The sequence below is a fragment of the Waddliaceae bacterium genome (assembly GCA_018694295.1).
In the GTDB taxonomy this organism is placed as follows: Bacteria; Chlamydiota; Chlamydiia; order Chlamydiales; family JABHNK01; genus JABHNK01.
The window spans coordinates 1-13,550 of sequence record JABHNK010000035.1 but is presented as its reverse complement, the minus strand read 5'-3'; the positions used below and the strand labels follow the sequence as shown (position 1 = coordinate 13,550).

Below are 13,550 nucleotides of genomic sequence, written 5' to 3'. Positions count from 1 at the left end.
TATATTATATAAGATAATACTCGACAGGATATATCAATGCAGCTCCCAGAAGATTTCAACAACGACGTGCTACTGAGTACGATGTCGACATTCGGCATCGGCGGACCTGCACGCCATTGTGTTGAAGTTTCTTCTGTCGAGGAAATGCAAGAGGCCTTGCGGTATTGCTACGACAACAAATTAAGATATATCATCCTAGGAAAAGGGTCTAACTGCCTCTTCGACGACCGCGGCTTCGACGGCGTCATCATCGTCAATAAGATAACATTCATAGAGCATGCCGATGGTGTCTTCACAGTAGGAGGAGGGTATAGCTTCGCACTGCTAGGAATAGAAGCTTCGAAGATGGGGCTGTCAGGGCTAGAATTCGCAGCAGGGATACCAGGGACGGTAGGAGGCGCCGTAGCTATGAACGCCGGCGCAGCAGGAAGCGATGTCAGCGACGTTATTGTCGACGTCGTACATATCGACGAAAAAGGAGAATCCTCGCTATATAAAAAAGAAGAGATCGACTTCGGATATCGACATTCTTCGCTGCAGAAAATCCCCGGCGCCGTCGTGGCGGCGACGCTCTCTTTGAAACACGACCCACAAGCTTTTAATAAACAGAACGAAATAGTACGATACCGTAAAGAAACACAGCCGTGGGGAGAGCGCTCAGCAGGGTGTGTCTTCCGCAATCCAGCGTCATTGTCTGCAGGAGCTCTTATAGAAGGGAGCTTTATGAAAGGTGCCAAAGTCGGAGGCGCAAGGGTGTCGAACGTTCATGCCAACTTCATCGTAAACGAAGGAGGCGCGACGTGTGAAGATGTCTTTGCCCTAATCGCTACGATAAAAAAACAGGTGAAAAAATATTATGACGTCGTTCTAGAAGAAGAAATACGTTATATCCCATACCAGCGAGAGGAACTATGATAATAATACCATCGTACGCCGACCTACATTGCCACTCGACATGCTCCGATGGTGTGTCGACACCAGAAGAACTCATCGCCCTAGCGGCAGAACGAGGACTTCGTGGGCTTTCAATAACAGACCACGACACTGTCGCCGCATATCCCGGCGCCTTAGACATCGCAGAGCGAAACGGCATGAAACTCCTTACAGGAGTGGAATTTTCTACAAACTTCCAAGGCGTCAATGTACACGTCCTTGGATATGGATTTCCAATGCCAAACCCTCTAATCGAAGAATATTGCCAGAAACATATAAGCTATCGCGAAGACCGTAACGCTGCAATACTCGAACTTCTAAGAAAAGAAGGTATGCCTATAGAACTCCATGCCGAAGGTGATACCGTTCTCGGACGTACACATATCGCCATCGCTATGGTAGAAAACGGATATGTCGCCACAACAAACGAAGCCTTCAAACGTTATATCGGTGATGGAAGGAAGTGCTTCGTGACGCTTAAAGCATCGCCGGTAGAGAAAATGATACAAGTCATCCGCGATGCTGGAGGATTGGCAATCCTAGCACACCCACACCTTATAACACCGCCAAAAGTCGCAGACTTGGTGATGAAGAAAGACTTCGATGGCATAGAAGGATACTATGCCTCACTGACGCCAGAACAAGAACATTATTGGGTGACTAAAGCCGAAGATAGAGGACTTATTGTCACTGGAGGCTCGGACTACCACAGCGAAGAACTTAAGCCAAAGAACTTCCTGGGGTCTTCGTGGGTGGGAAAAGAGACGTTCGATATCTTATATAACCACTTCCTAAAAAAAATGAAGGAACTATAGTGGACTATAAGACGACAGTAGAAAAAATCTTCTCCTTCGGTGCTCGTAAAGATCGCAAAACAAGCCTCGAGACGATATCACGGATGTCGTCTTTGCTAGGAAATCCACAACACTCCTTCAAAGCCGTCCATATCGCAGGAACTAATGGCAAAGGATCCACTGCAGTAAAAATAGCAGCAGCGTTGTATTGTGATGGTTATTCTGTAGGGACATTTACATCGCCGCATATATCATGCTACAGAGAGCGCATCGTCGTCGATGGTGCAAAAATCTCCGAAGATGACGTCGTAACAATAGCTTCGAAGATATTAACAGTATGCGAAGAGAACAACATAGAACCTACTTTCTTCGAGATAACAACAGCATTGGCATTATATTATTTCGCGATGAAAAATATCGACATCGCCGTTATAGAGGCAGGAATAGGAGGGAGACTCGACCCCACGAATGTTATAACGCCGATACTCTCGGTGATAACGTCGATAAGCATCGACCATACGGCATACCTCGGAAATACCATCGCCGATATTGCATACGAAAAAGCTGGGATAATAAAAGCCAAAACATCATTGGTGCTGGGGCCTAAGGCGCTTTCGATGGGAATACAAGATATTGCAAAGAAAATAGAAGCGCCAGTAATAGAGGTCGTAGGGAATTATAACGACGTCGAAGAAGAAAACAACGCCATAGCACAAAAAGCCCTAGAAGAACTAAAAATTTCTATGACCTCAATAAAGAAAGGTCTGAAAGCAACACTGCCATGCCGCTTCGATATTAAGGATGTCGATGGCGTTACCGTCGTCTTCGATATCGCACATAACCCCGATGGTTTTCAACGACTATTCAAAACACTACATAGGAGCTACCCAGAAAGAAGTATTCGCGCTGTGGTGGGGCTCTCAGCCGATAAAGATATTAAACAATGCATGAAAGTCGTCGCCGAAAATACCTGCGCATTATATCTCGTCGCAGGAAATAATAGCAGATGCGTTACGACCAAAACCCTTAAAGCCGTAGCTGACGAATATGCAGTCACAATAGAAAGACAGCACCCAACAATAGCAGAAACAATGCAGCACGCTATAACATCAGCACGAAAACATAACGACATCGTCGTCGTATGCGGCAGCTGCTATATCATGGAAGAACCTTTTAATAGCGTATAGTTATAGCGTTTAGCGGATAGGTAGAAATATTCTAACTTTTACTGCTATACGCTATGCACTATAACTATACGCTATTCTTTTATTCCTCAAAAGCAAGAGCATTATCTACGACATTCTGCGTGCAGAAGACAGGGATATTATTAAAAAGGGCGAGAGTTATACAGTCGCTGGGCCGGGCGTCGACTTCTACGATATGTCTAGCGCTACTTTCGAACGTCTGTTCTAGAACCATGCGAGCATAGTAGATAGAATCCTGGAGGTCGTTGATAACGACATGTTTCATCTTGACACCAAGACCTTTGAAGATCATCGTCATCATATCGTGAGTGTGTGGACGCGGTTTCTTGGTGTCGAGCATAGAAGACTGTATATGCATTCCAACAGTAGGTTCGACGTATATGGCAAAACTCTTCGTCGGAGCTTTAATAATTATTGCAGTATACGTCTTTGTTTGTAGTATCTTCTCGAAAGTAAGGGGAGTCAGCGCTGTTTCCATGATAGTTCCTTATATAATTTCAGTGTGTCCGTCGTGATATCCTACTAAGATAGCGTCAGCAATACCGAAGAAAAACCCCGTCTCTATGACGCCTACGACGCTTATGATTTTAATGTTGTCATCTTCAGGGGAACGCAAAGGTTCATCGAAAGTAATGTCGACGATATAATTTCCACCATCAGTGACGAAAGCTTCTCCGTTATCATTACGAAGTTCCGCGGAATAACCTAGAGAGACAAGTTTTTCTATCGTGGCTTTGTATCCGAAAGGTACTATCTCAACAGGAAGGCCGAAAGCACCGAGATTCTCGACGCGCTTGTCTTCTTCGACAATGATTACAACCCTTTTGCTCATAGTAGCGACGATTTTCTCGCGAAGAAGCGCTCCGCCACCGCCTTTTATTATACGCTTATTGTCGTCGACTTCATCGGCACCGTCGACAACGATGTCAATGTTGTCAACATCCTCGATGCTAACAAGAGTGATCCCTAGCGACCGCGCAAGATCTGCCGTTGCTTCTGACGTCGCTACTGCAGTGATTCTGAGGCCGCCACGGCAACGCTCGCTAAGGCTCTCGATGAAAGCCGTCGCTGTTGTACCAGTCCCAAGGCCAACAACCATGCCATCTTCGATGAGCGCCGCTGACTCCGTCCCTAATAGTTCTTTGATATCCATTATGTCCTTGCTTGTGTCTCTTTTGATGTGATATATGTTCTAACAAAATATATAACTAAACCTTTACCATTGCCATGATTACATTACAAGAATTTTATCAGTATCTTACACAACTTCTTGAAAGCACTCCCGTCGAAGATTATTGCCCCAACGGCATACAAGTCGAAGGCTCTAAAGAGATAAAAACCTTCGCCACTGCCGTCTCAGCAAGCTTGCCGACGATACAAAGTGCCGTAGATCTTGGCGTCGACGCCCTCGTCGTACACCACGGCATGTTCTGGAAATTTGACACCATGAGCGTCGAAGGAGTAAAAAGAGAAAAACTTAGACTCCTCATCGAAAACAACATTACACTAATAGGTTATCATCTTCCTCTCGATATGCACCAAGAATACGGCAACAACTGGAAGGCAGCGAAAGACCTCGGCATGAAAGATCTCGAACCGTTCGGCGTGTATAATGGCACTGCCATAGGCGTACAAGGTGCTTTCGACGCCATAAGCCGCGAGGCCTTCATAGAAAAACTAGAAGAATATTACGGACACAACGCGGCAACAGCATTGGGCGGAAAAGAAACCGTATCAACAGCAGCAATAGTGTCTGGAGGCGCCCACGGGAACATATCCGACGCAATAAAGGCAGAAGTCGATTGTTTCATAACAGGAAGCTTCGACGAATATATCTGGAACATCGCACACGAAGAGAAAATAAACTTCTGCGCATTAGGACATACAGCAACAGAACGTGTAGGACCTCAAGCCCTAGGAAAACACCTCGCCGATACGTTCGATATAAAACATTCCTTCATCGACACAATAAATCCATTTTAATGCGGCTACACCGCATTTCAGTGACCTTACGCGATAGTCATTATTAAGAAGGAATTTCGGAATAGGATTTTTCACCACAGAGCCACGGAGAACACAGAGAAGAAAAGAATATGGCTGGGGAATTTCCCCCAGACCCCTTTTTCATTGAACATTGAATAAACCTGGACACGGCAGTGCCCCCTCTCGCCGTTGTCGTAAGAGTAAGATTGTATCTTTACGTTTGCTATAGGAAAAACAAAGAAAGGAAGTACAATCAACGACAATGGCGACAGCTGTGCGTCCGCTGCGCGCTCTCTGCGCAGTGGGCGCTCTCTGTGAAACTCTGTGATTCCTCTCTTCTCCCTCTGTGGTAAAAATGGGGCTTGTTATTTTTTATTGCAGGGGCGGCAGGCCGCCCTGAGAAATTCTGTGGTAAAAAAATCGGTAGCGCGTAACATCAGTTGATCATTGATATCTGTTTCCGGAGTTTGTTGATATAACGGCTAGAAATTTTGGCAGTATGCTTATTGTTGTCGAAGAGCTTTATGTCTTTGTCTTTGAGGCTGATACGCTTGCCCGCATGACGCGTTATCCACATGCGCATAGAATAAGACGCTTTTTTAAGAGCCTCTTCGGTGAATAGCTTTTTCTCTTCGGAAAGCTTCTTCTCAAGCTTTCGACGCATGCGTAAAATAGTGGCACTCTCGACATTTTTGATTCTGTCCTCGCGAATGTTTTAACATTTGCTCGTCTTTCATCTTCGCACCTGTACCACAGCAAAAACCCTATGGTAAAGTATAGGTCGCAATCATGGGTATTATAACAAAACAAATATTTTTTTTCTTTTTTTCTTGAAAAAATATTACACGATACGTTTGAATGTTGACATAAAGTAGTATATAAGATACTATACTTGAAATTGTTACACCCCTGAGAAGGCTATATGGAAAATGTTATAGATATTTTGAAAGAGCGCGGCTTCATCGACGCGATGACCGGCGAAGAGGTCCGTGACCTATTGCAAGCTCCAATAAAAATATATTCAGGCTTCGATCCTACCGCCGAAAGTCTACATATCGGAAACCTCGTTCCACTTATCGGATTAGCATGGTTTCAACGATGCGGACATACACCAGTAGCATTAATAGGAGGAGCAACAGGGATGATAGGCGACCCCTCAGGGAAAAGCAAAGAACGCGTACTCCTCGATGAAGAAGCTATAAAACGTAACGTCGCTGGTATCACAAAAGATGTCGAAACTGTCTTGTCACGACATAGCGACGTCGCCAAGCCGCTTATCGTCAATAACCTCGACTGGTTCGGCGGCATAAATTTTATAGCTTTCCTACGCGATATCGGAAAAAACTTCCGTATGGGAACAATGCTCGCCAAAGAAAGCGTCAAAAGTAGACTCAACTCCGACGAAGGCCTGAGCTTCACAGAGTTCAGCTACCAGGTTCTTCAGGCGTACGACTTCTATCACCTCGCCGAGAATGAAGATATCGTTATACAGCTAGGCGGAAGCGACCAGTGGGGGAATATCACCGCAGGGACGGAGCTTATCAGGAAAATAGGGACGAAAAAAGCCGCAGGGATAACATTCCCACTGCTAAACCGTAGCGATGGAAAGAAATTCGGGAAAAGTGAGGAAGGGACGATATGGCTTTCACCAGAAAAACTACAGCCATATGATTTCTATCAGTATCTCGTACGTATCCACGACGACGACGTCATAAAGCTTATGAAGCTGCTGACATTCATGGATTTAGAGGAGATACGCCGCTATGAGAGCTCTATGGAAGATAACGATTATATCCCCAATACAGCACAAAAACGCCTCGCAGAAGAAGTTACTCGTATCGTCCACGGAGAAGAAGGAGTAACAAAAGCACTGAGAGCCACAGAAGCAGCAGCGCCAGGGGCAAAGACCGTCCTCGACGCAAAAACACTAGAAAGTATCGCCGCAGATATCCCCAGCGCCGAAGCCGATGCCAAAGATGTAATAGGGGAAAAAGTCCTCGATATCATGGTACAGACAGGATTCCTCGGAAGTAAAGGCGAAGGACGTAGGCTTATAAGAAATAAAGGTGTATACGTTAACAATGTCGTCGTCGAAGATGAAAACACCATAATCGAAGAAAAACACCTAATAGAAGGTAGGATGTTCCTCATCGCTGCAGGAAAAAAGCGTAAAATCCTTATAACAATAAGAGGATTATAGGCCTAAAATACGAGAGAGATTAAAAAAAGTTTAAAAAAAGCCTTGATAGAAAATGTTCAAGGATGAAGAATACAAAAGATAAAAGAGTTAAGGTATTATAACGTCAAATGGCGTACCGCCTTTAGACTGCATGACAAAAACAGAAGAATGCCGTGTCGCTAAAGAAAAATTGCATAGTTAATAGTTAGATTTTAAACAAACAAGGAGAAGATGTCATGGCAACAGTGACAAAGAAGAAATTAATAAACGATATAGCACAAAAAAATAACATCAACCCAGCAGATGTTAGAACCGTTGTACAGGCGTTTCTTGATAATATAACAGAATGCCTAGCAGAAGGTGACAGACTAGAATTTAGGGACTTTGGCGTCTTTGAAGTCGTTCTTCGCAAGCAAAAAATTGGCCGTAACCCTAAAAACGCTTCAGTGCCTATCATTATACCAGCACGTAACTCCGTGAAATTCACTTCAGGGAAAAAGATGCGTATCCTCATCGAAGGATCAACGAAATCTGACGTTATGGATAAATACGCTACAGATACTAGTAAAAAACTCGAAGAAGTCGGCGTAAAAACTTGGTGAAGAACTAAACCTTTCATATAAGAAAGGTCGTGTAACACTGTTGCTAAAAAGACTGCTAAGGCACACATTTGTGTGCCTTTTTTACATCACTCAAAAATATTATCAGACTACATTTTGGATGGCGCATAACGTCAATTATTATTGATCATTGATCGATGATCACTGGTCACTGAACCCGGATACCCAGCACTGTTCCACAGAGCATCGAAGGCAGGCTTAAGGGCTTCCTTGACATCTTCTTCGCCGTATGTTGTATCGACAATAGCATGAGGAAGTATTAGATTATCATGGTCGATTTCACGGCTGTCGTCCCACGAAACTTTTTCGCTGCTTACCGCCAAAGAAAAATCTTTGACGCCTAGCACAGAAATCATTACGTAACACGCAGTGTTGATCCCTAAGTCGTGGAGCGCAGAAAGGTACATAGGAAGCCGTTCTATGATGCCTTTTTCGATGGCGACGATAGGTATTGTCTTATTTTTGCCGTTGATGATCTCACCATTGACGCTTTCAAGAGAACCATTGCGGAAAAGCTGTACATACGACTGCTGCACGAAGGATATAGCACTGAGCTGTTGTGATACCGCCGCAGAGCTGAGGATTCCATGAATATTATAGTGTCTCACAAAGAGAGCCTTATGTGTCGTCGCAAAAAGAGGCGTCAGCCTTTTTCCGTCGTCGTCATATAAAGACGATAGATCACAGTTGCCATCAGTGTCGAAAGGGACGATATGCATCACCACCTTCGGAGCTTCGACATCGATGTCGAGAGGTGTAGCGCCCTCGACAATATCGCCAAGACGCTCTTCCCTGAAGGCGTTCGCGATATCGCGCTGCATGTTGTAGTGATGACTAGAGAGCAATGCCTCTAAAGTTGTTGTATCGACGCTTTCTTCTTTCATATTATTTTTCCTTCTGTAGATCTTGTAGATATTCCAGGGCGTTGTTATGCCGCGTTTCCGGGAATATTATATTTACACGTTTGAGGTCTGTACCTCTACTTTGAAGCATTCTTAGGGTGTGTATAATTTCTTTGTTGGTCATAGGGTAGGCTCCTATTCGGAAGTCGCATGCTACGACATGTCCCTGGACGTCAGTTTGCACGGCACCACCAGCTTTAATTTCGCCATATCCGGGAACTTCTCCTGACAGCATTCTTTGTATGTCTTGTAACTGTCTTTCCAGCTTCTTGAGACTGTCCTCTTTATTTTGGACCCTATCTGAAAACAATGGCATTAGTGGTTGCGTTCTTCCCGTTTTTGGTTTTATTGCCTCGGGAGGCTTTTTTCTCATCGTTTCTATTTCAGCTCTGAGACTTTTGATTTTGTGTTCCAGCTTTTGTATAGCGGCTTTTTGTGTCCGTTCATGATAAAGGCTTTTGAGAGCACTCGATCCTACATAAGCTTCGCCTCTTTCGTCGAAGAGAAGAAGCTGTTTTCTGCCTTTCGGCGTTTTATATAAGGCGTTTCCTTTTGTTATAGAGCCTTCTTCAGTAAAAGACACCCTGTTTTCATCCTTGCGGCGTGCTATTGTTTCTCGTAGCTTCACGAGGTATTCTTGTGCTTTGACGCTTCTAATGTCCCCGGTCTTTGTGAAGAAGGTGAAATCAATATCCAACAAATCGACACCTCGCGAAGAGAAGTATTCTAGAAGATATAGATTCTCGGTGTCTTCGGGGCGGTAATGACCGCTCTTTCCCGATATCGCGATGATCTTACCGCTAGAGTCGGTTTTTATTTCTCCACCGGCAAGGACGGCACTATCACCCAAGAAACTGGAATGATGGAAGACCCCACGGATATGAGAGGCTGCGTACATTTTTTGCTCAGGACTTATCACTATTATAGCATATCCCTCTCCGCCATGAGCAGTGCTTTCATAAGAGGTATCGAAGGTGTGACCATTCCTAACGAAAGTACCGTCATCGCGCATAGAAACTTCATAGACTTTTCTTTGCCCCTCATCAAGGCGGATAAAAGGCTTAACTTCGACAAAACGGTCGTCACCCTGCTGTACCATCCAATCTTCGTAAGAGAGTGGCAAATGCGTTCCTGCATATTTTTCTCGCATCTTACTTTCTTTTTCCTGTTTCCAGTCATCAAATAATAGTGTTGTTTTTCCTTCTGTTTTTTCTTTTTGCCATTCGCCGTCAAGGACATATTCTTTGAAGGTAAGCGGCGATCCCGAAGCTTGCCATTCATCCTTTTTCAGCCAAAGAGCCGGTGATATTGATAATGCCGAAATGAAATATAGTCGCCTCATGCTCTGCATAAATTTTGGGAATGATATGGTGACGCCGGCTTCTTCTGAGATTTCTTTCCAGGCATCTTGATGAAAAATTATCCCTTTAGCCCTCCATTCTTCGAAGGTTTGTGGCGTCTTGCTTGCTTTATTTCCGCGTTCCCAGTATTTCTTTGATAGCCATTCTGGCTCGGCAAAAGGGCTGCTTTTTTGCGCTTCTTCTGTTCGCCACTCTTCGATGGATAGTTTTGTCCCCGAGGCTTGATATGCCAACACTTCTTTCTTTTCAAAAGAATCTTGTGTTACCCACTCGAGAAAGAGCCTGTGATTTTCTGGAGCTCTTTCATATGGCGACTCTTGATAACGCTTTTCTTCCCATTCCGTAAAAGATAGGTCGTTGTCGGGTTCCAATTCCCATAAATCTTTCAATGTAATAGCCTGATTAGAAGAATATCCTTTGTCTTTCACGACAACTTCTTCGAGCCAATAGTTGCCTCTCAAGACCCTTCCTGTATATCCTAGCCTTTCTAGTTTATCGAGACCTTCGCCGATTATAGAAGCACTTTGTATTGCTCGTCGTTTCATCCCGGGGATGCGATCGCGGAGAGTTTTATGTTTTTTAGTCTCGACGCCAGGGATGCTTCTGGCGAAGAGCTTGAAAGAACGATCTTTGACGACCTTGACAGTGTCTTGTTGGACGTCATGCTGTGATAGGGGAGTGTTGTTGGCGGCGCTTTCTAAAAGCTCTTGAAGCTTTGTACCATCTATTATAGCATCGACGCCGGCAGTGTCTCGAATATCCTGCGCTTCGTTATCTTCAAGATATTGTACTTTCCACCCGTGACCGCCATGGGTACTTTTCTTTACTAGGCGTAACTTGTTTTTGTCAAAGTCTGATGCTCCTATGCGGGCAAAGAGATTTTTATCTATAAAAGACATTCTTTATTTTCCTTCTTGAAAATTCATATGTAAAAAAGGTATATATATACTCTTTCTAATATGAGGTTCATCTGTGATGCTAGACACTTTAACATATTTTTATCAAGGAAGAGCTACTATTTTCGACGATATAGTAGCAAAATATGTCACCGACGGAGGACTCGACGATGATTTCATCGAGAATATCGAAGGAATAAGCTTCGGCGAAGAAGAGCTTTCACCACGAGAACATCTCAACGCTTTGCATGGCATCCTCGCCATTGCCATCCTCGCCCAAAATCATCCTCAAAGCGAAGAATATTGCTCTGCTCTGTCGACAATGCTTCATGGGTTGCGCCGTATACCTTTATGGAGGGAATGTCAGCTTTTATCTGCTATAGACGCCTTCATCGCCATCCTCGTAGGAGAGAAACCTCGTGATATCGTTCCTATACAATACGACAAAGGCGCTGCACCACTAGAGACCGGAGACCACTGGATGTGGGGAGCTATACCACACCACTCTCTACATGCCGAGCTTGGAGCAATATGGGCGGCAATAGGATCCCTCACCAAAGACAAAACTCTCATAGCCGCGGCGAGGAACATAGCGCTCTGGCACAACAACACCATCGCCCATGACGGAACCCCACTGCAGGGGATATATTCCCAAGAGCCTGACGGCAATCCCCGTGATGTTATGCAATACGACTACATGCTCTTCCGCACCGTTGCAATAGCAACACGCGACGCTTTCATGGAACATAGAGCCTGCGAAATCCGCAACGCAATAAAAGTCCTCGATGGAGGATTAGAACATAGCAGGGGATCATACCCTTTCTTAGTAGCAGCATGGGCAGAGACGCTAGCACCAGTGCCACAACCACACAAAGAAGACCTCCCTACAGCGATATGTGATGAGACCTTGGCCTTAGCCGGAATACGCGGAGAAAATTTCACGATAATATCGACAGCGACAGGAGGAGGTACCGGACTCGGAGCTTGCCGTTTCGATGATGTCGATATCATAACATACGGCCCACAATATCTTCCTCTAGGAGAATGCGAAGGCTTCGGCATCGAAGGAGGCGAGACATTTTCCTGCGATATCACCGACGATGGCTTCGAAGTCTCTGGAAGAGCAAAACTATCAGCATATTCTCCAGACGGCATACATATGCCTACAAAGAAATGGATAGATATACGCCAAGAAGCAAAAAACAATGCCCTCACCATTGAAACGTCAATACTTAACCTCTACAACGCCGAAGAGATAGCCTTTGTCTTCTATATAAAAGCAAAAACATGCCACCTCGGAACAATGACACTACACCCGCACTCACTAGAACGCTACGAAGGGAAAAATATTCCTATAGCATTCGTCAGCGATAATGGCGCAGTGAAAATCACAACAGAAAACCACAATCCTCTATTACAGGTTGTCCCTCTCGCAGGGAACAAAGACTTCTGGGGAGCGAACTTCCTCGTAGCATACTCAATACAGCCACACTTCAAACCATACCACTGGAAAATACAACATTCTATGATTGCTACAAATGAGGTATAAAAATGAACCCGCTTGAATGTTGTTGGCCCGCTCGTAGAACTCAACGAGTACATCCCGTAACAACGGAACACACAACAGCACGCTCTCAAGGAGAAATGAGCACTAGAGCAGTATCAGTAGCTCCTAGAGAAGACACTGTTTTGTCTGTAGACGAATATAGTTCACGTTTTTTTGACATAGAAAAACAAGACGATAAGGTTGTTTTTCTAAATGGGATTTTTCAAGCCAGAGAAGATAACATTACCAGCGATTTCTTAGATGGTTTTTTTAATAAAATAGTATGCCAAAATAAAGAACCTGTTCTTGAGGCGGTAATAACGCTAGCCTTTGCCACCGAATCAAGCAGCGATTCACATATAAACGTTGCGCTCGCCCTTGTTAAGTTAATAGAAATGGACCTCGATGAAGATATTCGGCTCCGCCTTATTGATGCAGCATTAAAGCTAGCATTTAATCCCAATCTGAGTATAGATGCACATAGGAATATTTCTTATCTTCTTTATAGTTTACTAAAAATAAAAGAGAAACGCGATAAAGGTAGTCTGACCCGTCTTATTAATGCAGTATTAACGCTATCATATAATCCCAATCTGAGTATAGATGCACATAAAAATATTGCGCATTTGTTTTTTAAAATACTTGATTATAAAGGGCACGACTTGTTTCTCATCAAAGAAGATCGTTTTGATGATCTTGTTGATGAAGCAATAGAATTTGCATATAAAACTAATTTGAACCCAGAAGCACACGCTATTGTTTTACTCTTGCTTAAGAAATTGTTGGAATTGCCATCATTAGCGCAAGAAAAAAAAGATCGCGTGGAGCAAAGAATTACATTTTTTTCTGGGCTTTAACCCGTTAAGAATTGAGCATTAACCCAGAATGCCTTTGTGCTTTAATCTTTAATCGCTTACAATTGACTATCTTTAATAAACATATAAGATATAAAAGATGGTTTTATTTAGTTCCTGTTTTTTAAATGGGGTCAAAATGGGGTCAGGCTTTGGTTATTGAGTTCTAGAAAGGCTGGTTTTTAAAACTCGGATATCTTCTTTTAATTCTTTATCTTTGTCCATTAAATGTTGGATGTTGTTTGCTGATAGACTAAGAGTGCTTAAATCTCGATTT

At 43.9% G+C, this 13,550-nt stretch carries 13 protein-coding genes; 8 read left to right on the top strand and 5 right to left on the bottom strand.

What is annotated here, in order from left to right:
- Positions 1 to 36 precede the first annotated feature (36 nt).
- The 3 genes from murB to HN980_03860 are packed head-to-tail and all read left to right on the top strand — an operon-like array spanning position 37 to position 2,914.
- Complete coding sequence (murB, locus tag HN980_03870) at positions 37 to 915, top strand: UDP-N-acetylmuramate dehydrogenase (GenBank protein MBT6928616.1); 879 nt, start codon at positions 37 to 39, stop codon at positions 913 to 915.
- Positions 912 to 1,748 (top strand): PHP domain-containing protein, encoded by an 837-nt coding sequence (locus HN980_03865; protein ID MBT6928615.1) that lies wholly within the window; start codon positions 912 to 914, stop codon positions 1,746 to 1,748. The genes murB and HN980_03865 overlap by 4 nt, the downstream gene beginning before the upstream one ends.
- Positions 1,748 to 2,914, top strand: a complete 1,167-nt coding sequence (locus tag HN980_03860) for a bifunctional folylpolyglutamate synthase/dihydrofolate synthase (GenBank protein ID MBT6928614.1) — start codon at positions 1,748 to 1,750, stop codon at positions 2,912 to 2,914. The genes HN980_03865 and HN980_03860 overlap by 1 nt, the downstream gene beginning before the upstream one ends.
- A gap of 79 nt (positions 2,915 to 2,993) precedes the next feature.
- Here HN980_03860 and HN980_03855 read toward each other — a convergent pair whose 3' ends face one another.
- Positions 2,994 to 3,410: a bifunctional nuclease family protein gene (locus tag HN980_03855; GenBank protein MBT6928613.1), complete on the bottom strand. Its 417-nt coding sequence runs from the start codon at positions 3,408 to 3,410 to the stop codon at positions 2,994 to 2,996.
- 9 nt (positions 3,411 to 3,419) lie between these two features.
- A complete protein-coding gene (rpiA, locus tag HN980_03850) occupies positions 3,420 to 4,085 on the bottom strand; it encodes a ribose 5-phosphate isomerase A (GenBank protein MBT6928612.1) in 666 nt (221 codons plus the stop codon).
- Positions 4,086 to 4,159: 74 nt separating this feature from the next.
- Here rpiA and HN980_03845 point away from each other — a divergent pair, with 74 nt between their 5' ends.
- The gene (locus tag HN980_03845; protein MBT6928611.1) at positions 4,160 to 4,915 is read left to right on the top strand and encodes a Nif3-like dinuclear metal center hexameric protein; all 756 of its coding nucleotides are present in this window, start codon (positions 4,160 to 4,162) and stop codon (positions 4,913 to 4,915) included.
- A gap of 436 nt (positions 4,916 to 5,351) precedes the next feature.
- Here the strand turns inward: HN980_03845 and HN980_03840 are convergent, their stop codons facing one another.
- On the bottom strand, positions 5,352 to 5,579 hold the full coding sequence (locus HN980_03840; GenBank protein MBT6928610.1) for a hypothetical protein: 228 nt from the start codon (positions 5,577 to 5,579) through the stop codon (positions 5,352 to 5,354).
- A gap of 258 nt (positions 5,580 to 5,837) precedes the next feature.
- Between HN980_03840 and HN980_03835 the strand changes: the two genes are divergently transcribed.
- Both HN980_03835 and HN980_03830 read left to right on the top strand, forming a co-directional pair.
- Complete coding sequence (locus HN980_03835) at positions 5,838 to 7,115, top strand: tyrosine--tRNA ligase (protein ID MBT6928609.1); 1,278 nt, start codon at positions 5,838 to 5,840, stop codon at positions 7,113 to 7,115.
- 215 nt (positions 7,116 to 7,330) lie between these two features.
- On the top strand, positions 7,331 to 7,696 hold the full coding sequence (locus HN980_03830; protein MBT6928608.1) for an HU family DNA-binding protein: 366 nt from the start codon (positions 7,331 to 7,333) through the stop codon (positions 7,694 to 7,696).
- A gap of 131 nt (positions 7,697 to 7,827) precedes the next feature.
- Here HN980_03830 and HN980_03825 read toward each other — a convergent pair whose 3' ends face one another.
- Both HN980_03825 and HN980_03820 read right to left on the bottom strand, forming a co-directional pair.
- A complete protein-coding gene (locus HN980_03825) occupies positions 7,828 to 8,598 on the bottom strand; it encodes a hypothetical protein (GenBank protein ID MBT6928607.1) in 771 nt (256 codons plus the stop codon).
- A gap of 1 nt (position 8,599) precedes the next feature.
- Complete coding sequence (locus tag HN980_03820; GenBank protein ID MBT6928606.1) at positions 8,600 to 10,876, bottom strand: hypothetical protein; 2,277 nt, start codon at positions 10,874 to 10,876, stop codon at positions 8,600 to 8,602.
- A 76-nt stretch (positions 10,877 to 10,952) separates the two neighbouring features.
- Here HN980_03820 and HN980_03815 point away from each other — a divergent pair, with 76 nt between their 5' ends.
- Positions 10,953 to 12,422 (top strand): hypothetical protein, encoded by a 1,470-nt coding sequence (locus HN980_03815; GenBank protein MBT6928605.1) that lies wholly within the window; start codon positions 10,953 to 10,955, stop codon positions 12,420 to 12,422.
- Between the two features lie 2 nt (positions 12,423 to 12,424).
- Positions 12,425 to 13,276 carry a hypothetical protein gene (locus HN980_03810; protein ID MBT6928604.1) on the top strand — a complete coding sequence of 284 codons (852 nt, stop codon included), beginning with the start codon at positions 12,425 to 12,427 and terminating at the stop codon, positions 13,274 to 13,276.
- The last annotated feature ends 274 nt before the right edge of the window (positions 13,277 to 13,550 follow it).